The sequence below is a fragment of the Flavobacterium sp. FG19 genome (genome assembly GCF_057809475.1).
Genome location: NZ_JBMDKA010000029.1, coordinates 28,725 through 47,902, shown reverse-complemented (window position 1 = coordinate 47,902; position 19,178 = coordinate 28,725). Strand labels below are relative to the sequence as shown.

Genomic DNA, 19,178 nt, shown 5'->3' with positions numbered 1-19,178 from the left:
TAAGGTTTTGGAAACCTTGCAGGAGAGAAAAAAAATATGCTCACAAACCTAAACCTCAACAGAAACTCACCGTTTTCATTTATTGAATACGGATTTCAGGCTTATTATGCTTATGTGTTTTTGATGGTTTGGATGCATCCGGAATTACATCCTGTAAGTTTGATAAACGATCTAGCTGTTTTAATGGCTTTTGAGTTTATCATGGTACATTCTGGAGTTTTTATGGCGGTTATGCCTAGAAAATGGTCTCTTTTTGTCTTTTTCCCACTCTATGCAACTTTTGCTTATTCTTTTAATGAATCAGTAGTTAATACCAATATTTTGTATATTTATCTGCTAACGGTTTTAAACAGAATGCGATTTGCTTTTTCAAATGTTGCTCCTGAAGTCCGAATGTATCAAATGGGAAAATCTGCCGTTAAAGCGCTTTTTTACTTTTTACTGATTCTTGCGGTTTGTATAGCAAATTCTATAATTCCGCCATTTGGACTGACACAAGAATTTTTAGAAAAGTCACATTATTTTCAAACGGTAAAATCCAGTGGATTGTTTATAGAGAAACCTTATGTTCCAATCTGTATGGGTTTCATATATTATTCGTTGCCTGTTTTGTATTTCGTTTATCGTGTGATTAAAAACATAGGCAAAAGAAGCGAAACTTCTTTTACGGAAAAACCCATAATGGCATTTCAGAAAAAAACAGTCAGCAAGAAAAAATTCTAGAATAGTATGCTTAATAAAGGATTACGAGATGAAGAATCAATCAGAATAGAGAACACGCTAAGGACTTTACATGCCCTTGTCTTTGTTCCTAAATTCTGGAATGCCGAAGATACAAGCCTTATAGACGAACAATTAAAAAGTTTTGGTTTAAGTTTACAGAGAACTATTGAAATTCCTGAAGAAGAATTAATTCTTCTTTTACAGCGATGTCATTTAGACTGGAACCAACAAGAACTGTTTGCAGATATTTTAGTTAATCTGTCCAAAGAAAAACAATTTGATTTTTTAGCTAAAGCTTTAGCCATATACCAATACATTCAACAGGAAAGTAAAGTTTTTTCTTTTGGAATTAATACTAAAATTGTTTCCTTAAAAAATTAAATGGGTTATTTAGAAAAATATTTAACTGCTATCCTTGAATTTGACTTTCAAAAATTGAATCCAATCTGTCAGGGTTTCTTTGCAATGCTCTTTATCGCTGCATTTTTCTGCACTTGTTCCTATTTTACAAATGATGCTAAAATAAGTAAAGATGCTTACAGAGATATGTTTAATGAAAAGTTTTTCGGAATAATTGCAAAAAAATATTTAGATAAACATAACCATATGTCTCCCACTTTTAAGCTAAAGGATTCAAGTCAAATATATAATTACTCCTTTATTTGGGAAAAAGCTGAAATAGGAGATTCATTATCAAAAAATGCAAATTCAAGATTTGTAAAAATTTTTAAAAAAGATACTACGATAGTAATTGATATGAATGCCGCGTTCAAATATTATGATACTATACCAGAAAATGAAAAGTTAAATAATAAAAGATAAATTAATCTTCAAGTTTATGGCATCAAATTTTTATTATAAAGGATTTCAGGCAATTAAACTTTTACTGGAAATCATTTTTTTTGGATTTTACTATTACTGTCTTTTTTTTTCAGTAAAATTTTATTTTTTTCCAAATAACACAAACATGACTTCTGGTCAGGCATGTGCCGGAGGCTTTATAGTCTTCTTATATCCTATATTGATCACAATCTTAACAATAGTATATTTAGTCATTATTTCTGTTTATTCAAAAAACAGCGAACGCACAAATTCCTATTATAAATTAGTATTATACCCTCTTATCTTCTTAATTGTATTTACTTATACACTATGAGAAATAATCTTTTTTAGAAAACACTTATCATGAAAGACCAATTTTACGCATACATACAACAATTACAAGATCAAATCTGTGCCGGATTAGAAGCTGTTGACGGAACCACAAATTTCCGTGAAGATTTATGGAAACGTCCTGAAGGCGGAGGTGGAAGAACTCGCGTTATCGAAAACGGTGCTGTCTTCGAAAAAGGCGGTGTAAATATTTCAGCCGTTCATGGAAAACTTCCGGATACCATGCAAAAAATGTTTGGTGTTGGCGAAGCCGATTTCTTTGCCTGCGGATTAAGTCTGGTAATTCACCCGAAAAACCCAATGGTTCCTACTGTGCACGCCAATTGGCGATATTTTGAAATGTATGATGAATCGGGAAAAGTAATCAATCAATGGTTTGGCGGCGGTCAGGACTTAACACCTTACTATTTGTTTAAAGAAGATGCGAAACACTTTCATCAAACTTGTAAAACAGCTTGCGACAAACATAATCCAGAGTTTTATCCGCTTTATAAAAAGAAATGTGACGAATATTTCTGGAATGCACATAGAAATGAAGCCCGCGGACTTGGCGGTTTGTTCTTTGATTATTGTAAAACAAATGACCAAATGTCAATGGAAGACTGGTATGATTTTGTAACCGAAGTCGGCAATAGTTTCCTTCAAGCCTATATTCCAATTGTAGAAAAAAGAAAGAATCTGGAATACACACCAGAAAACAGAACCTGGCAGGAAATCCGTCGTGGTCGCTATGTTGAGTTCAATCTGGTTCATGACAAAGGAACATTATTCGGTTTAAAAACAAACGGCAGAATTGAAAGTATTTTAATGAGTCTTCCTCCGCATGTGCAATGGGTTTATGATCATCATCCTGAAGCAGGAAGTGAGGAAGAAAAATTGATTAATGTATTGCAAAATCCAGTTGATTGGGTTTAATTTTATTCCACTAAAAAATTTATTTAACCCATAGAAACATAGATTTATTGACCTATCTTAGGGGTAATTTTAGAAAATTGCATTTTTTCAAATAACGCTATGTGATTTATTTTGAATGAAATGTCTTTTTTAAAACAATCCAAAAACTATGTTTCTATGTGTTTAAAATTCATTTACACTACATTCTTTATTAGTATTTTTGGCTGTTTCGCCCAAAATGATTCCCTGCGAAACCCCTATTTTAAATCCTACAACGATAAAATCACGTCTAGTGTTTATTATTTAGACACTTCCAATAGTTTTCAGATTGCATCTGATAATCCAGAAACCAAAATGTATGTCAATCTTATTCCCAATCGACGAGAGCAGATTGGCTTTAACTTAAACTACAAAATCATTGATGTCGGTTTTGGCTTTGCGCCGAAATTTTTGAGTCAGAATAAAGGCGATTCACATTCCAAACATTTTAATTTCAATACCCGTTTTTATTTAAAAAAATGGATGCAGTCCTTTACCTATATCAACCAAAAAGGGTTTTATATTAAAGATGACAACATTACGGCGCAATTACCTAGTATGCGGACTATGAAAATTGGCGGATCGACGGCTTATGTTTTCAATGATAAATTCTCTTTTAAAACATTGGTCAGTCAAAACGAATGGCAGACTAAAAGTTCGGGAAGTTTCATTCCAACCTTTTCTTTTTATTACACCCATTTAGATTTAAATACGCCCGATTCATCGCCAGGAGATATTTATGTTTTTACGCTTGCTCCCTCCTATTTTTACAATTTTGTGATTAGCGATCGGGTTTTAATTGGCGCTGGACTGGCGCTGGGTGCTGGGCTAAATTTGATTGATAAAGATACCTCAGCTTTATATCAGGCCGATTTCAATTTAAAATTAGCTTACAACAAAGACCGTTTCTTTGCTTTTGCTACTTTAAATACCATAAGCTTTGCTCAGGACGATAAAATTGATCCGAGATTAAATGATAATATCGTGACTTTAAAACTTTCTGCAGGTTACCGATTTGATCCTCCCAAAAAAGTTAAAGAAGTCTACGATAAGGTAAATGAGAAAATTGGGCTTTAAAAAACCTACCAACTCATAATCAATAAGTTGTAAAAATTGCTTAAATTACATGGATTTACAAAACTTAAATTCATTATTATGGCAAATGTGAACCAGGAACAATTAAATCGCATGCATTTTGGAAAAGGGTTTATCGCAGCATTAGATCAAAGCGGCGGAAGCACCCCAAAAGCATTATCGCAATATGGCGTTCAAGAAGACAGCTATTCTAACGACGAAGAAATGTACACGCTTGTACACGAAATGAGAACCCGAATTATTAAAAGTCCCGCTTTTGACAGCGAATATATTTTGGGTGCTATTTTGTTTGAAAATACCATGGATCGTAAAATTGATGGTTTATGGACTGCCGATTATTTATGGGAAAAGAAAAATATCGTTCCTTTCTTAAAAGTGGACAAAGGACTAACTGATCTCGCCAGCGGTGTTCAATTGATGAAACCTATTCCAAATCTGAAAGAATTGTTGACGAGAGCCGTAGAACGAAATGTCTTTGGAACCAAAATGCGTTCGGTAATTAAAGAAGCAAATCCGGATGGAATTCGTGATATAGTAGAACAACAGTTCAGGGTTGGTTTGCAAATTTTCGAAAAAGGACTGATTCCAATTATTGAACCTGAAGTTGATATTTACAGTGCTGACAAAGAAAAATCAGAGCAGATTCTGAAAGACGAAATCATAAAACAGCTAAATGCTCTTGACAAAAATGTGAGAGTAATGCTGAAATTATCTATCCCAACAGTGAATAATTTCTATGGTGAATTGATAACCGATCCGCATGTAGTTCGCGTTGTCGCATTATCCGGTGGCTATTCCCGAGAAGAAGCGAATACTAAACTCGCTCAAAACCACGGATTAATTGCCAGTTTTTCGAGAGCGTTATCTGAAGGTCTCAGCGCAGGTCAATCTGATGATGATTTTAATGCTGTACTTGGCGACACTATAAAAACCATTTACAAAGCTTCCATTACTTAAAAGCTACTCTTGCGGGCATAATTATTTCAACACATAGAAACATAGTTTATTAAAGATGTAAAAAAGGCGTTTCACTTGCATTAATGCACATAGTTAGCTATGTGTGGAAACTAGTTTCTTCTACTCTCTTTTTTCAATATAAAAAAATCTATGTTTCTATGTGTTAAAACATTTGCGTTTTAATTTCATTAGCCACAATCTTTTTATATAAAAAAATCCCCGAAACCTAACATTTTGGGGATTTTTGTTTTTTGAGCTTTATTTTGAAGTCATCATTTCATCAGCCAAGTCTAATGTCTGTAAAATGATGTTTTTATTTGTTTGTAGAGAGTTCAACTTAAGAACAAACTTGAATTTATTATCAATCAGTTTTTTGGGAGATTCCATTGTAAAATCTGAAAACTGCGCTGCGATTCTGTCCAATTTATTTAAATCGCCTTCTTTGGCATTTTTCCCAAACGCTTTTATGGTTTGTGAAATATTCAATTTTCCGAAAATAGCATTCTTGCTTAAATCTTTCTTTGTTTCTTTCACAAAAGAACCGCTTCCTTTAGTAAAATAATCTAATGTATTACTTACCGCTACAACGTCTTTATCTTTCAGGATATAAATATCGCCATATTCTTTAGTGCCTGAAATCTGGTAATAATTTCCGTTTTGAGTCAGTAGTTTTTTACGAACGCCCAACTGCAATAATTTATCTCCAAAAGTTGGATGCGTTGATGTAAAAACTACCGAAAACAGCGGAATGGTTTTCTTCACTTTTTCTTCTGTTATTTTTTCCTCGTAATTTTCATCATAACCGTATTTCTTGCTCATTACCTCAACTTCTTTTACATTATATAAAAACGCACTTAAATCGCCGTCAAAAATCTTTGCTGTGGCTTCTTCATCAACAATAGTAGAAATTAAATCGGTAATGATTCCAATATCTTCTTTTGTAAACTTTGGATTCTGGAACATATCCGTCATTAAAGTTGGAAACTTTTCAAGAGCCGCTTTAGTGTTGATATGATAAGACATATATCCCAATGGCTTTTCAGCAGGGAAATAATTAAAGATGTTTTTGTTTATTTTTCGATCTCCAATTTTGCTCACTACCTCGGCAATTTCTTTAGAATATTCTACAATCTCTTCGATTCTGGCGTTGTCATTATCAAAATAGAAATCCAGGTTTATTCCTTTCACAAAATTCCCGAAGTTCTTCTGCATTGGCAGATATTTATCAAAACCTCCAAAAAGTCTCATCGGATAACTATAAGCAGAATACAACGTCGAAATCATGCCGCCATAATCAACCCAGGAAGAAATATCTGCAGCAATATTAATTTTAGGAGAAGCTGGTGCTGTAAAACCATTTTCAAACAAACCTTTTATAATTTGACTTTGGCTTTCTGCCAATTTCCTGTCAAATTCTTCCTGTTGTACAGTGTATTCTGCATAAGGATTCTCATCGTATGGGTCGCTGTCCAAAATAATATCTGATGCTTTTGGAGCTGCATCGACCACAGCCGGCTCTGCCATTTTTGGCGGACCTGGAACTGATAGTGTTGGATCGCCATATGCGGATGCTTCAACAATAGTATCGTTTTCATAATAATCTACTACCGCAACAGAATCCATTGCAACAGTCGAAGTTTCGTTATAAAATTTCGTTGGAAGCCTTTTGGTTAATTCAAATATCACTAAATATTCATTATTCCATGCCAACGACTTTTTAACTCCTTTTGGCGTAAAAACGGAATATTTCCCAAAATCCTGAATTGCATTATTATCTGCTTTTAAATTCTCAACTAAATACTGCTTAACGGCTTCTTTGTTTTTTATTGGAATCGTAACTTGATAATATGGAACACTGTCCAGGAAACTTCCGTGAATAGTAATCTTTTGATCTAATTTTATAATGGAAGTATATTTTCTAAGATCGAAATCAGGATTTTTACCTGTATATTTAGTAATGATTGGATGACTGAGAACTTGGTTAATATCAACTTTTTTCGAAAGTTGATTTCCGTTAAACTGTACAAAATAGTCGTATTTATCCAAATTGGCTTGACCAAAAGTCAGCATTGAGGCGAATAATAAAAATAAAGAATAAAGCTGCTTCATAAATTAAGGCGTTAATTGTATTGTATTGTTCATTATGGTCGATTTCTTGAAAACGCTGTACATACTTTGTTTCAGGAAAACCGTTTTTTTATTTTTAGAAATTTTACTGTTCACATTATCAACAGTTAAAACATCTCTATCAAAAGTATAAATCGAAGTAATACTAGCTTCTTCCAGATCTTTCTTTTTCTTAGGATCGTTGACTACTTTTTCTGGAACTGGATAAGAGGCAATTCTTTCAAAAGTTTTACCGCTTCCGCTAAAGTGAATCTGATCGCGCTGATTGTTTATCGTATTGACAACAGCATTTAATGCTTTGAGATTAGCGTAGTTGAGTTTGATGATGAAAACATAATTGTTGAAATCGGTTTTGGTCGAAACATTTGAAATACCGTCAATCTTCAAAGCCTTACTTTTAAAATCTTCCAGTTTCTGGGTAATCTCTTGTTCATTCGGAATTTTAACGCCATCGACTTCTTCCAAAAAAATAGCCGATTTGGTTTTAAACCACGATTTCGAAAAATCAATCATCAAAGTATATTCACCACTTTGATCGTCGTGATGTTTAATTCTTTCTGTAATCTCAAAACAGCTGGTTAAGAGCAGACAGCACAATAAAGCGAGAATTTTCTTCATTTAACAAATTTAGATGGAATTTTTTAAAAATCATACTTTCTCCTTGCTAGAGCGAGCATCTTGCTCGTGAACATTTTCTAAATCATTTAAATGTGTTTTTCTTTGGTGTGCAAGAGTGAGACGCTAACGCTAATGGGGAAATATGCCTTCATCATTAATATTTCTATTTTATAATTTTTTGACCTTTCAAAAATAAAATCCAATCATCATTTTCATAATCTGGAATTATATCACCATATTTCTCCCCAAAAACATAATTTGATAAAAAATATTCAAAATTTCCCATTTTGAACATAGCTATTTCATCTTCATTGTCATTATTTAAAATGTATACTTCGCTATTAATTGTATCCAATATAAGTGGATCATAAAGTATTTGTCCGATTGACAACAAAGATTTTTCAACTTTTAGCAGATCTGCTAATACATATTGATTAATTTTTAAATCATCAAAACTCCAAAAGTCAATACTACCAAAACGTGCTCCATCGGTAATTTTTAGAAAATCTTCATAAATTCCCAATTCATTTTCTACTTTAATGTCACTGAATTCTAACTCTTCTGAAATCTTAGCAAAGATGATTGAAGATGGATCTTTTTTTAATTCATTCTTGATTTTCTCTATTGTCTTTTTTAATTTCATTTTTATCTTAAATTAATATGTTAGAATTTTAAATAAGATTTTTCCTGTTTTTTCAAATCTACTTCAAATAAAAACATAAAATCAAATTTTTAGATAATATTAACTCATTCTAGAATAAGCTAAACGCCTAATTCTGTTCCTTTTTCTTTAACTTTGCGCCACTTATTAAAAAGTAAAAAAAAACAAATACAACTTCATTTTTAGAGACAAAGATTAATCAATCTGAAATCTAAAATTTAAAATCTAAAATTATATGTTCCCATTACAAAGAGGCAGAAGATTAAGAGTAAATGAATCGATTCGTTCTTTAGTACGCGAAACCAGTTTAAGTCCACAGGATTTTATGTTTCCAATGTTTATTTCTGAAGGAGAAAATGTAAAAGTAGAAATTCCATCAATGCCGGGAATTTTCAGAAGATCTATAGATTTAACAGTTGAAGAAGTAAAAGAACTTTATGATTTAGGAATTCGTGCTGTAAATATTTATGTAAAAGTTAGTGAAAACCTAAAAGACAATACTGGAAAAGAAGCTTGGAATTCTAACGGATTAATGCAGCAGGCTATTCGCGCCATAAAAGCCGCTTGTCCGGAAATCATCGTTATGCCGGATGTGGCTTTAGACCCCTATTCTATTTACGGTCATGACGGAATTATAACAAATGGCGATGTAGAAAACGACAGCACGGTCGATGCTTTAGTAAAAATGGCCGTTTCTCACGCAGAAGCTGGTGCCGATTTTGTGGCACCAAGTGATATGATGGACGGACGCGTTTTGCGCCTGCGCGAAGGTTTAGATGCTGCCGGATTTCAGAATGTTGGAATTATGAGTTATTCTGCTAAATATGCCTCTGCTTTTTACGGTCCGTTTAGAGATGCTTTAGATTCTGCTCCAAAAGAAGCTGATGTTGTGGTTCCAAAAGATAAAAAAACCTACCAAATGGATTATGCCAACCGCATCGAAGCAATCAAAGAAGCTTTGTCAGATGTAGAAGAAGGTGCAGATATGGTTATGGTAAAACCGGGAATCGCTTATTTGGATATTGTTCGCGAAATAAAAAATACAGTACATGTTCCTGTAACCGTATATCAGGTTTCTGGAGAATATGCTATGATTAAAGCGGCATCTGAAAGAGGATGGCTTGATCACGATAAAATTATGATGGAGCAATTAATGTGTATCAAACGTTCTGGTGCCAATCTTATTTCAACATATTTCGCAAAAGAAGCGGCAATTTTATTAAACAAATAAAATGAAAAAGATTTTATTCTTATCTGCTGTTTTAGCTTTTGCTTCTTGTAAAAAGGAAGGTTCTGAAAGTAAAGAACAAACAACAGAAACCTATTCTGAAGGAGAATCAGCGAAAGCGGCAACACCGGAAGCTTTAGGAAAAGAAATTTTTGAAGGACGAGGAAACTGCACAGCATGTCATCAGCCGGATCAAAAAGTAATTGGACCTAGCATCAAAGAAATCGCTAAAATTTATAAAGACAAAAAAGGAGATATGGTTACTTTCTTAAAAGGAAATGGAGAACCCATTGTTGATCCAAGTCAGTTTTCTGTAATGCAAACAAACTTCGCCATTACAAAAGAAATGTCTGATGAAGAATTAAAAGCAATTGAAACTTATATGTACAGTCACTTAAAATAATCCGGTTATTTATTTACTGCTGACATACAGTTGTCACTGCCGGATTGTAAGTTTGGGCCGAACTAAAAAATGGAAGCAGAATGGATATTCACAAATTTAATATTATTGGAATTTCAGTCAGAACTACTAACGAAAATGGTCAGTCAGGACAAGACATTCCAGCACTTTGGAACCAATTTATATCAGAAGGAACTGCAGCTAAAATTGCAAATAAGTTAAGTGATGATATTATCTGTGTTTATACAGATTATGAAAAAGATCACACAAAACCGTATACTACAATTTTGGGCTGTCCGGTAGAAAATTTAGATTTTATACCAAACGGTATGATTGGAAAAACTATTGAAGGCATTCATTATGAAAAGTTTACCCCCAAAGGAAATCTTGCTGATGGAATTGTATATAACGAATGGCTGAAAATATGGGAATCTGATTTAGACCGAATCTTCACTTCTGATTTTGAAATTTACGGAGAAAAGGCACACGATCCTGACAATGCAGAAGTCGATATCTTTATTGCGATAAAATAAAAAACGGCGCTTTCTAAAAGCGCCGTTCTTATTTCTGTAATCTTACCAGATTTTAACTCGTTTTTCCGGTTCCAAATACATTGGATCTCCTTTTTTGATTCCAAATGCATCATAAAAAGAATCTAAGTTTTTAATTGGCACAACTGCTCTATACATTCCCGGAGAGTGCGGATCGGTTTTAACCTGACTTTTAATAGCTTCATCACGAGATTTTGTTCTCCAAACTGTTGCCCAAGAAATAAAGAAACGTTGTTCTGGCGTAAATCCGTCAATTAAACCGGGATTTCCGTGTTTTTTCAAGTACAATTGCAAACCATCATAAGCAGCGTTTGTTCCTCCTAAATCTCCAATATTTTCACCTAAAGTAAATTTACCATCAACGAAAATTCCTGGAAGCGGTTCTAATGCACTGTATTGCGCTGCCAATTCACCGCCAAGAGCCGTGAATTGTTTTAAGTCTTCCGGAGTCCACCAATCCACTAAATTTCCTTCAGCATTATAACGAGCTCCTGAATCGTCGAAACCATGAGAAATCTCATGACCAATTACCGCTCCAATTCCGCCATAATTTACCGCTTCATCTGCCTGATAATTATAGAAAGGCGGCTGCAGAATTGCTGCTGGAAATACAATCTCGTTGTACGAAGGATTAAAATATGCATTTACAGTCTGTGGAGACATTCCCCACTCTGTTTTATCAACCGGTTTTCCCAGTTTTGCTAAATTTTCAGAATAAGCCCATTTTGATAAATTTTTCATGTTATCAAAATAAGTTCCGCCTTCGTTTACATTTTTAAGTTCTAGTCTTGAATAATCTTTCCATTTATCCGGATATCCAATTTTAACCGTCAGCTTTTTCAGTTTTTCAATCGCTTTTACTTTGGTTTCCTGAGACATCCAAGGCAATGCATTAATTCTGTTTTCATAAGCCAGCATTACATTGGCAATCATGTCTTTTGCTTTTGCCTTTGCTTCAGCAGGAAATAATTTTTCAACATACAGTTTTCCTAAAGCTTCTCCGGTTGCTCCGTTGATTACCTGTAAAGCTACTTCTTCGCGTGGACGCTGTTTTAACGCTCCGGTTAATGTTTTTCCGTAGAAATCAAAATTGGCATTTTCGATATCGGTACTCAAAGTCGAAGCCGATTTATTCAGTAAAGACCATTTCAAATACTCTTTCCAGGCTTCTACTTTCTTTTCTGTAAACGTTTTTTCCAAAGCGATCATGTAACGCGGCTGTGCTACATTTACCGTATCTAATTTTGCCATTCCGATTCCGGTGAAATATTTCTCCCATTGAATCGAAGGTGTATTCTTTTTTAAATCAGCAACAGCAGTTGGGTTGTATTGTTTTCTTCGGTCTCTTCTTTCTACACGGTCCAGTCTTGGTGCAGACATTTCCACTTCTAAAGCCAGAATTTGTTTGGCACTTTCTTTTGCTTTTGCTGGAGATTCTCCAATGTATTGCAACATTCTAGCAATATGAACTTCATACTTTTCACGTTTTTCTTTAGAATCTTTATCATCTGAATTGTAGTAATCCTTATCAGACAAACCTAATGTACCTGGTCCTAAAGTCACCGAATTTTTATTACTGTTTTTAGCATCAGCTCCAACATAAACTCCGAAGAAGCCTGAACCGCCGGCAAGCTGCATTTCAGTGATATAATTTTGAAGATCTGCCACATTTTTAATGGCTTCAATTTTCTTCAAATAAGGCTGAAGCGGTGTAATTCCTTTTTTGTTTCTTCCAACAGTATCCAAAATAGTATTGAACAGAGCAATCGCTTTACCCTGATCTGTATTGGATTTATACTTTGGATCTTTTGACGCTGCTTTTAAAATAGCAAGTGCATCATCATCTGTTTTTTGACGCAGTTCGTTAAAACTCCCCCAGGAATTACGATCGTTTGGAATTTCTGTTTGATCTAACCAGGTACCATTTACATAACGGAAAAAATCCTGACTTGCACTAACTTTAGGATCCATGTAGGAAACATTGATTCCAGGTTCCTTTGGTTTACTGTTTTGTGCTTCTGCTGCTGTAAACGAAAACATTGCAGAAACCACACAAAACATTGGTTTAGAAAGCTTTTTAATCATTTTTGTTTGGTTTTTTAGTGTATTCGCAAACATATTGCTATTATTTTTAATTCTATGTTAAAATTTCCGAATAAATCAGTTGTAAGAAATATATTTCTTTATTTGTCTGATTACTGGTAATAACAAATGATAAATGAAATATAAAAATGGCGCTGAATCAGCGCCATTTTTATATTTCATTACCAGATTTTAACTCGTTTTTCCGGTTCCACATACATTTTGTCCCCTTTCTTAATATCGAAAGCTTTGTAGAAAGCATCCATATTTTGAATTGGCACATACGCTCTGTACATTCCGGGAGAGTGCGGATCTGTTTTTACCTGGTTTTTAATGGCTTCGTCTCTGGATTTTGTTCTCCAAACCGTAGCCCAGGAAATAAAGAAGCGCTGTTCTGGCGTAAATCCGTCAATTAATCCCGGATTTCCATTTTGTTTTAAATACAGTTGCAATCCGTCAAAAGCAGCATTAATTCCACCTAAATCTCCAATATTTTCTCCTAAAGTAAAATGACCGTCAACATGAACTCCCGGTAATGGTTCAAGAGCACTGTATTGATTTGCCAGGTCGGTCCCCAAAGCAGTAAATTGTTTTAAATCGCTTTCTGTCCACCAGTCTGCTAAGTTTCCTTCTGCATTATAACGTGCGCCGGAATCATCAAATCCGTGAGAGATCTCATGCCCGATTACAGCTCCGATTCCTCCATAGTTAACTGCCTCGTCTGCCTGATAATTGTAAAATGGCGGCTGTAAAATCGCTGCCGGGAATACAATTTCGTTGTATGATGGATTGTAATAAGCGTTTACTGTCTGAGGCGACATTCCCCATTCTGTTTTATCAACTGGTTTACTCAATTTAGTAATGCTTTCCTGAAAGCCCCATTTTGACAAATTTCTCATATTATCAAAATAAGTTCCTCCTTCAGCAGCACTTTTCATTGTTAAAGCAGAATAGTCTTTCCATTTATCCGGATATCCAATTTTGATTGTGATTTTATTTAATTTCTCAATCGCTTTTACTTTTGTTTCCGGAGACATCCATGTTAAAGAATTGATTCTGTTTTTGTAAGCCAGGATCACATTCTGAATCATTTTCTGTGCTTTCTCTTTTGCTTCAGCAGGAAATAATTTTTCTACATATAATTTTCCAAGAGCTTCACCAACAGTTCCATTAACAACATCCAATGCTCTTTCTTCAGCAGGAAGCTGTTTGATTGCCCCTCTTAACGTTTTGCTGTAAAAATCAAAACGCGCCTCACTAAGTGCTGTTGATAATTGTCCAGAAGCTCCGTTTAATAAATCCCATTTTAGATATTCTTTCCAGGCTTCTACTTTGTTTTCGGTAAACACCGTCTGTAAAGCGGTCATGTATTTAGGCTCAGAAACAATTACAGAATCTACTTTGGTGATTCCTAAACCAGCAAAATAGTCATTCCATTTGATCGCCGGAGTTAATTTTTGAATATCAGTAATCGTCATTGGGTTGTATTGCAAACGACTGTCTCTTCTTTCTACCCTGTTTAATCTCGGCTGAGACAATTCTGTTTCTAAAGCTAAAATTTCGGAAGCACTTTGTTTTGCTTTTTCAGGAGATTCTCCAATAAACTGAAGCATTCTGGCGATATGCAGTTCATATTTCGCACGTTTTTCTTTAGAATCTTTATCATCAGAAGTGTAGTAATCTTTGTCCGGAAGTCCTAGTCCGCTTGGGGCAAGGGTTACAGAATTTTTAGAGCTGTTTTTCTCATCCGCTCCAATATAAATTCCGAAGAAACCGGAACCGCCTTCTTTTTCCATTTCTATTAAATATTTCTGAACATCAGCAACATTTTTAATGGCATCGATTTTTTTCAGGTACGGTTTAAGTGGTTCAATACCTCTTTTATCTCTTCCTATTGTATCTAAATAAGTATTGAATAAATTAACCGCTTTCCCCTGATCGGTATTGGATTTGTATTTCGGATTTTTTGCGGCATCTTTTAGAACTGCCATCACATCTTTGTCCGTTCTTTTAATCAGTTCATTAAAACTTCCCCAGGAAGTTCTGTCGCCTGGAATTTCGGTTTTGTCCAGCCAGGTCCCGTTTACGAATTTGAAAAAATCCTCGCCCGGACTAATTTTGGTATTCATGTACGAAACATTAATACCCGGTTCTTTTACCTCTTGCGTCTGTGCATTTACAGCTGTAAAGGAAAGTATTACAGAAAAAGCACAAAACAAAGGCTTACATAATTGTTTATTCATTAATAATAACATTTTGAGTGTATCTACAAACATATTGTTAATATTTGTAACTCTATGTTAAAATCGTAATGAATATTTCTATCCTTGTTTTTATGACTCAATTTTCATACAAACCATCGATTATTTTCATGAATAAAAAGGAGCATTTCATCTGAAATTTGAAATTGTTTTTGGAATCTTTGTTTCTCAAATCAGAGTCAGAATGAAAGCAAAAATTCAGAATGTTATTTCAGGAAAAATGGATGCTGCGGGCTTGCCTATTATGGCGGTTGTGTGGGTAAGTTTCTTTTGGGGAACCACCTGGCTGGCCTCCAAAGAAGGAGTCAGACATATGCCGGCATTGCAGCTCGCCGCTATTCGGCAGTTTTTGGGCGGACTTGTTTATGTTCTTTATTTTATCTTTAAGAAACATCCGTGGCCAAAAGGAAAACAATGGCGTACCATAATTGTTCTGAGTATTTTGAATTTTGCCTTAAGCAACGGACTGAGTACCTGGGGTGTAAAATACATGACCAGCGGACTGGGTGCTATCATTAGTGTCCTTTTTCCAATCTGGATTATTATTATTAATTTCTTTAACGGTGAACGAATTGCCAGAATGGCTTTGCTGGGAATCTTAATTAGTTTTGGCGGCATCTGTATTGTTTTTGTGGATTACCTCGCTGATTTTTTAAACCCTCATTTTCTTTTCGGAATTATACTCATGACCGCATCAACGATAAGCTGGGCTTTTGGAATTTTGGAAACCAAGAAAAAAGCAGCCAGTTTTAATCCGTATTTCAGCCTGGGGCTTCAGATGCTGATTTCAGGTGTAGGGCTTTTCGGAATAACCGAGGCCGCGGGAATCAATATTCCGTTAAGCGAAATTCCCCCGGCATCCTGGTGGTCCATATTTTACCTGGTAATTGTGGGATCAGTATTAACTTTTATAGCGTTTGTATATTCTTTGCAGCATCTTCCAACAGAAATCAGCAGTATTTATGTTTACATAAATCCTATCGTCGCTATGGTTTTGGGCTCCCTTCTTTTTGGAGAAGTACTTACCCGGTCAATTGTTCTTGGTTCGGCAGTGACTTTAACCGGAGTTTATATGGTAAACAAAGTCATGCGAAAGCCAAAAATTTGATCTGCTGTCCCTTTACAAATCGGAACTATTGAACTAAAGCTGAAAATAATCCCTGAATTCCCGGCTATACCACTTTCAACCCTGTTAAAAAATGTTATAACCTCCGCTTTTAAAATGCTCTTTTCGTATTTTTGCGCCAAATTATTTTTATGAAATCGCTTCTATACAAATACCGCAAATTCTTTATTGTATTAATTGTCTTTTCGGTTGTTACCATATCTTTATTTTACTCTGCTTTAAAGCCTCAAAAAACACTTCCTATTTACAATCCGGCCGATGTAAATCCGGAATTAGTTGACAGTACGGTGCAATACAAAAGTAAATACCACACGATTGCTGATTTTTCATTTGTAAACCAAAACGGAGATACTATTACCCAGAAAAATTACGAAGGAAAAATTTATGTAGCCGATTTCTTTTTTACGACCTGTGGATCTATCTGTCCCAAAATGTCAACCAATCTGGCTGGTGTTCAGAAAGCGGTTTTAAACAACCCAAAAGTAATGCTGCTTTCTCATACCGTATTTCCTGAAGTAGACAGTGTTGCTGTTCTAAAGGCTTATGCCGTAAAATATGGAGTAGTAGACAGTAAATGGAATCTGGTTACGGGAGACAAAAAGGAAATTTATACGATGGCCAGAAAATCGTATCTGGCGGTAAAACTGGGACGTCCGGATCAGTTGTATGATATGGTGCATACGGAGAATTTTGTTTTAGTTGATCAAAAAAGACGTGTCCGCGGATTTTATGACGGAACTAAAAAAGAAGAAATCCAGCGTCTTTTAGATGACATAGATTTCTTATCAAAAGAGTAAAATCCCTTATTTTTAGAAACATTTAGCATTTTCAGGTAAGACAAATACCGTGAAATATAGAATAATTATCTATTTTTGCAATCTAAACTCAATCTAAATAAGCTTGCAAAATACAATCCACACCCTGAAAAAAGGCGAAAAAGCCATTATCAAAGATTTTGATATCGATTTGATTCCTCTGAAATTATTAGAAATGGGTTGTTTGCCTGGCAGCTTGGTCGAACTATTGCAAATTGCTCCGCTTGGAGATCCTCTCTATTTAGATATTAATGGTTCGCATGTTGCCATTCGTGTTGAAACTGCTCGTGAAATTGAAGTTGAACTTATCCAAAACAATTTATAATGAGCATTCAGAATATCAATGTTGCCCTTATTGGGAATCCAAATACAGGAAAAACTTCCGTTTTTAATCAGTTAACCGGTTTAAACCAGCAGGTAGGAAACTATCCCGGAATTACGGTGGAGAAAAAAATCGGGTTTTGTAAACTGCCTCATAATGTAAAAGCCAACATTCTGGATTTACCGGGAACGTATAGTTTAAATGCGAGCTCGATGGACGAAAGTGTGGTAATTGAACTTTTACTGAATAAAAACGACAAACTCTATCCGGACGTAGCCGTAGTCGTAACCGATGTTGAAAACCTCAAACGAAACTTACTGATCTATACGCAGATCAAAGACCTTGAAATCCCGACAATTCTGGTAATCAATATGTCTGACCGTATGGAAAGAAAAGGAATTACCCTTGACATTCCGTATCTGGAAGAAAAACTAAAAACCAAAATTGCACTGGTAAGTTCCCGAAAAGGTTTAGGAATTGAAGAATTAAAGGAACTTATCGTTTCTTATAAAACACTTCCTAACGAACCCTGCTTAAATGCTTCTGTAATTGATCCTGAATATTTTGAAAAATTACAGCATGCTTTTCCAAACCAGTTAATGTATAAATTGTGGCTGGTAATTACACAGGATGTCAATTTTTCGAATTTAGACCGAAATGAAATCCGTAATACATTTACCAAATCACATTCAGAACTAAAACGTCTGCAGCAGAAAGAGACCATCAAACGATATCAGTTTATTAATGATGTTTTAAAAGAAGGTTTAAAAGTCGATGCTTCGATGGCGAAAGATATCAGGGCAAAACTGGATCGTGTTTTAACCCATAAATTTTGGGGTTATGCCATTTTTCTTGGTATTTTGTTTGTTATTTTCCAGTCTATTTTCAGCTGGTCAACGATCCCGATGGATTTTATCGACAGCACTTTTGCTTCTTTAAGCAGCTGGACGGCCGAAGAACTGCCAAGCGGTATTTTGACCGATCTGCTTTCGCAGGGTATTATTCCGGGAATTGGCGGTGTTATTATTTTTATTCCGCAGATTGCCTTTTTGTTCCTCTTTATTTCCATTCTGGAAGAAAGCGGTTATATGAGTCGTGTCGTCTTTTTAATGGATAAAATTATGCGTCGTTTCGGGCTTTCGGGAAAAAGTGTTGTTCCTTTGATATCAGGAACGGCCTGTGCCATTCCGGCCATTATGGCAACCCGAAATATCGAAAACTGGAAAGAACGTCTGATAACCATTTTGGTAACACCATTTACCACCTGTTCTGCCAGATTACCCGTTTATGCTATCATGATTTCATTGGTAATTCCGAATAAAAGAGTACTTGGTTTTTTAAACCTTCAGGGGTTATCACTGATGCTTTTGTATTTACTGGGTTTTATGGCGGCTATAATTTCGGCTTATATTTTAAACAAGGTTTTAAAAATAGAATCTAAAACCTACTTTGTTGTAGAGATGCCAGGTTATAAACTACCGCTTTTGAAGAATGTCGGAATCAATGTGGTCGAAAAAACCAAAGCCTTTATTGTGGGTGCGGGTAAAATTATTCTGGCTATTTCGGTTATTCTGTGGTTTCTGGCTTCATTTGGTCCCGGAAAAGAATTTAATGATGCCGAAAACATTGTAAAAGAAAGGTTTGCCAATACTACTCTTGATGAAGCGCAGTTTGAAAATGAAGTCGCTTCTCAAAAAATAGAAAACTCTTATATTGGAATTATGGGCAAAACTATTGAACCTGTAATTGCTCCTTTGGGTTATGACTGGAAAATAGGTATTGCGATTATCAGTTCGTTTGCTGCCCGTGAGGTTCTAGTGGGAACACTGGCCACTATTTACAGTGTGGGCGACAGCGACAACGAATCGACGATTAAAAGCCGAATGCAGAAAGAAGTCAATCCGGAAACAGGCGAAAAGATTTTTAACTTTGCAACCGGTATTTCATTATTACTCTTTTATGCATTTGCGATGCAGTGCGCCAGTACACTGGCGATTATCAAAAAAGAAACCAATTCATGGAAATGGCCTGTAGCACAGCTTGTTTTTATGAGTGGTCTCGCTTACATCACGGCGCTTTTGGCCTATCAATTTTTAAAGTAAAATT

General features: G+C 35.1%; 18 protein-coding genes. 13 read left to right on the top strand and 5 right to left on the bottom strand.

Annotated features, from left to right (window positions below; all coding sequences use genetic code 11):
- The first annotated feature begins 36 nt into the window (after positions 1–36).
- The 6 genes from ACODST_RS22915 (at position 37) to ACODST_RS22890 (ending at position 4,881) form a co-directional block, all read left to right on the top strand.
- A complete protein-coding gene (locus ACODST_RS22915; protein ID WP_488934418.1) occupies positions 37–723 on the top strand; it encodes a hypothetical protein in 687 nt (228 codons plus the stop codon).
- Between the two features lie 6 nt (positions 724–729).
- A complete protein-coding gene (locus ACODST_RS22910; RefSeq protein WP_488934417.1) occupies positions 730–1,104 on the top strand; it encodes a hypothetical protein in 375 nt (124 codons plus the stop codon).
- The gene (locus ACODST_RS22905; protein WP_488934416.1) at positions 1,105–1,545 is read left to right on the top strand and encodes a hypothetical protein; all 441 of its coding nucleotides are present in this window, start codon (positions 1,105–1,107) and stop codon (positions 1,543–1,545) included.
- 363 nt (positions 1,546–1,908) lie between these two features.
- The gene (hemF, locus tag ACODST_RS22900) at positions 1,909–2,811 is read left to right on the top strand and encodes an oxygen-dependent coproporphyrinogen oxidase (protein WP_488934415.1); all 903 of its coding nucleotides are present in this window, start codon (positions 1,909–1,911) and stop codon (positions 2,809–2,811) included.
- A gap of 156 nt (positions 2,812–2,967) precedes the next feature.
- The gene (locus ACODST_RS22895; protein ID WP_488934414.1) at positions 2,968–3,906 is read left to right on the top strand and encodes a DUF4421 family protein; all 939 of its coding nucleotides are present in this window, start codon (positions 2,968–2,970) and stop codon (positions 3,904–3,906) included.
- Positions 3,907–3,993: 87 nt separating this feature from the next.
- Positions 3,994–4,881, top strand: coding sequence for a fructose bisphosphate aldolase (locus tag ACODST_RS22890; RefSeq protein WP_488934445.1), 888 nt, complete (start codon positions 3,994–3,996; stop codon positions 4,879–4,881).
- Between the two features lie 258 nt (positions 4,882–5,139).
- Here ACODST_RS22890 and ACODST_RS22885 read toward each other — a convergent pair whose 3' ends face one another.
- The 3 genes from ACODST_RS22885 to ACODST_RS22875 form a co-directional block, all read right to left on the bottom strand.
- A complete protein-coding gene (locus ACODST_RS22885; RefSeq protein WP_488934413.1) occupies positions 5,140–6,990 on the bottom strand; it encodes a hypothetical protein in 1,851 nt (616 codons plus the stop codon).
- Between the two features lie 3 nt (positions 6,991–6,993).
- Positions 6,994–7,626: a hypothetical protein gene (locus tag ACODST_RS22880; RefSeq protein WP_488934412.1), complete on the bottom strand. Its 633-nt coding sequence runs from the start codon at positions 7,624–7,626 to the stop codon at positions 6,994–6,996.
- A 163-nt stretch (positions 7,627–7,789) separates the two neighbouring features.
- On the bottom strand, positions 7,790–8,269 hold the full coding sequence (locus tag ACODST_RS22875) for a hypothetical protein (protein ID WP_488934411.1): 480 nt from the start codon (positions 8,267–8,269) through the stop codon (positions 7,790–7,792).
- 253 nt (positions 8,270–8,522) lie between these two features.
- Between ACODST_RS22875 and hemB the strand changes: the two genes are divergently transcribed.
- The 3 genes from hemB (at position 8,523) to ACODST_RS22860 (ending at position 10,448) form a co-directional block, all read left to right on the top strand.
- Positions 8,523–9,518 (top strand): porphobilinogen synthase, encoded by a 996-nt coding sequence (hemB, locus tag ACODST_RS22870; RefSeq protein WP_488934410.1) that lies wholly within the window; start codon positions 8,523–8,525, stop codon positions 9,516–9,518.
- Between the two features lies 1 nt (position 9,519).
- On the top strand, positions 9,520–9,918 hold the full coding sequence (locus tag ACODST_RS22865) for a c-type cytochrome (RefSeq protein WP_488934409.1): 399 nt from the start codon (positions 9,520–9,522) through the stop codon (positions 9,916–9,918).
- A gap of 80 nt (positions 9,919–9,998) precedes the next feature.
- A complete protein-coding gene (locus ACODST_RS22860) occupies positions 9,999–10,448 on the top strand; it encodes a GyrI-like domain-containing protein (protein ID WP_488934408.1) in 450 nt (149 codons plus the stop codon).
- A 42-nt stretch (positions 10,449–10,490) separates the two neighbouring features.
- Here ACODST_RS22860 and ACODST_RS22855 read toward each other — a convergent pair whose 3' ends face one another.
- Positions 10,491–12,551: a M13 family metallopeptidase gene (locus ACODST_RS22855; RefSeq protein WP_488934407.1), complete on the bottom strand. Its 2,061-nt coding sequence runs from the start codon at positions 12,549–12,551 to the stop codon at positions 10,491–10,493.
- A 179-nt stretch (positions 12,552–12,730) separates the two neighbouring features.
- Positions 12,731–14,791 (bottom strand): M13 family metallopeptidase, encoded by a 2,061-nt coding sequence (locus tag ACODST_RS22850; protein WP_488934406.1) that lies wholly within the window; start codon positions 14,789–14,791, stop codon positions 12,731–12,733.
- A gap of 202 nt (positions 14,792–14,993) precedes the next feature.
- Here ACODST_RS22850 and ACODST_RS22845 point away from each other — a divergent pair, with 202 nt between their 5' ends.
- From ACODST_RS22845 to feoB, 4 genes are all read left to right on the top strand, one after another.
- Positions 14,994–15,917, top strand: a complete 924-nt coding sequence (locus ACODST_RS22845) for a DMT family transporter (protein ID WP_488934405.1) — start codon at positions 14,994–14,996, stop codon at positions 15,915–15,917.
- A gap of 149 nt (positions 15,918–16,066) precedes the next feature.
- Entirely contained in the window at positions 16,067–16,732 is a 666-nt protein-coding gene (locus ACODST_RS22840) for an SCO family protein (protein ID WP_488934404.1), read from the top strand.
- Between the two features lie 103 nt (positions 16,733–16,835).
- Entirely contained in the window at positions 16,836–17,075 is a 240-nt protein-coding gene (locus ACODST_RS22835) for a FeoA family protein (protein ID WP_488934403.1), read from the top strand.
- Positions 17,075–19,174, top strand: a complete 2,100-nt coding sequence (gene feoB, locus ACODST_RS22830; RefSeq protein ID WP_488934402.1) for a ferrous iron transport protein B — start codon at positions 17,075–17,077, stop codon at positions 19,172–19,174. The genes ACODST_RS22835 and feoB overlap by 1 nt, the downstream gene beginning before the upstream one ends.
- Positions 19,175–19,178: the final 4 nt, after the last annotated feature.

What these genes read in the sequence shown, in the direction of transcription:
- ACODST_RS22910 (WP_488934417.1), top strand. Translation starts at nt 730, where the DNA reads ATGCTTAATAAAGGATTACGAGATGAAGAATCAATCAGAATAGAGAAC.
- ACODST_RS22895 (WP_488934414.1), top strand. Translation starts at nt 2,968, where the DNA reads ATGTGTTTAAAATTCATTTACACTACATTCTTTATTAGTATTTTTGGC.
- ACODST_RS22860 (WP_488934408.1), top strand. Translation starts at nt 9,999, where the DNA reads ATGGATATTCACAAATTTAATATTATTGGAATTTCAGTCAGAACTACT.
- ACODST_RS22850 (WP_488934406.1), bottom strand. Translation starts at nt 14,791, where the DNA reads ATGAATAAACAATTATGTAAGCCTTTGTTTTGTGCTTTTTCTGTAATA.
- ACODST_RS22855 (WP_488934407.1), bottom strand. Translation starts at nt 12,551, where the DNA reads ATGATTAAAAAGCTTTCTAAACCAATGTTTTGTGTGGTTTCTGCAATG.
- ACODST_RS22905 (WP_488934416.1), top strand. Translation starts at nt 1,105, where the DNA reads ATGGGTTATTTAGAAAAATATTTAACTGCTATCCTTGAATTTGACTTT.
- hemF (WP_488934415.1), top strand. Translation starts at nt 1,909, where the DNA reads ATGAAAGACCAATTTTACGCATACATACAACAATTACAAGATCAAATC.
- ACODST_RS22840 (WP_488934404.1), top strand. Translation starts at nt 16,067, where the DNA reads ATGAAATCGCTTCTATACAAATACCGCAAATTCTTTATTGTATTAATT.
- ACODST_RS22915 (WP_488934418.1), top strand. Translation starts at nt 37, where the DNA reads ATGCTCACAAACCTAAACCTCAACAGAAACTCACCGTTTTCATTTATT.
- ACODST_RS22880 (WP_488934412.1), bottom strand. Translation starts at nt 7,626, where the DNA reads ATGAAGAAAATTCTCGCTTTATTGTGCTGTCTGCTCTTAACCAGCTGT.
- feoB (WP_488934402.1), top strand. Translation starts at nt 17,075, where the DNA reads ATGAGCATTCAGAATATCAATGTTGCCCTTATTGGGAATCCAAATACA.
- ACODST_RS22875 (WP_488934411.1), bottom strand. Translation starts at nt 8,269, where the DNA reads ATGAAATTAAAAAAGACAATAGAGAAAATCAAGAATGAATTAAAAAAA.
- ACODST_RS22865 (WP_488934409.1), top strand. Translation starts at nt 9,520, where the DNA reads ATGAAAAAGATTTTATTCTTATCTGCTGTTTTAGCTTTTGCTTCTTGT.
- hemB (WP_488934410.1), top strand. Translation starts at nt 8,523, where the DNA reads ATGTTCCCATTACAAAGAGGCAGAAGATTAAGAGTAAATGAATCGATT.
- ACODST_RS22845 (WP_488934405.1), top strand. Translation starts at nt 14,994, where the DNA reads ATGAAAGCAAAAATTCAGAATGTTATTTCAGGAAAAATGGATGCTGCG.
- ACODST_RS22885 (WP_488934413.1), bottom strand. Translation starts at nt 6,990, where the DNA reads ATGAAGCAGCTTTATTCTTTATTTTTATTATTCGCCTCAATGCTGACT.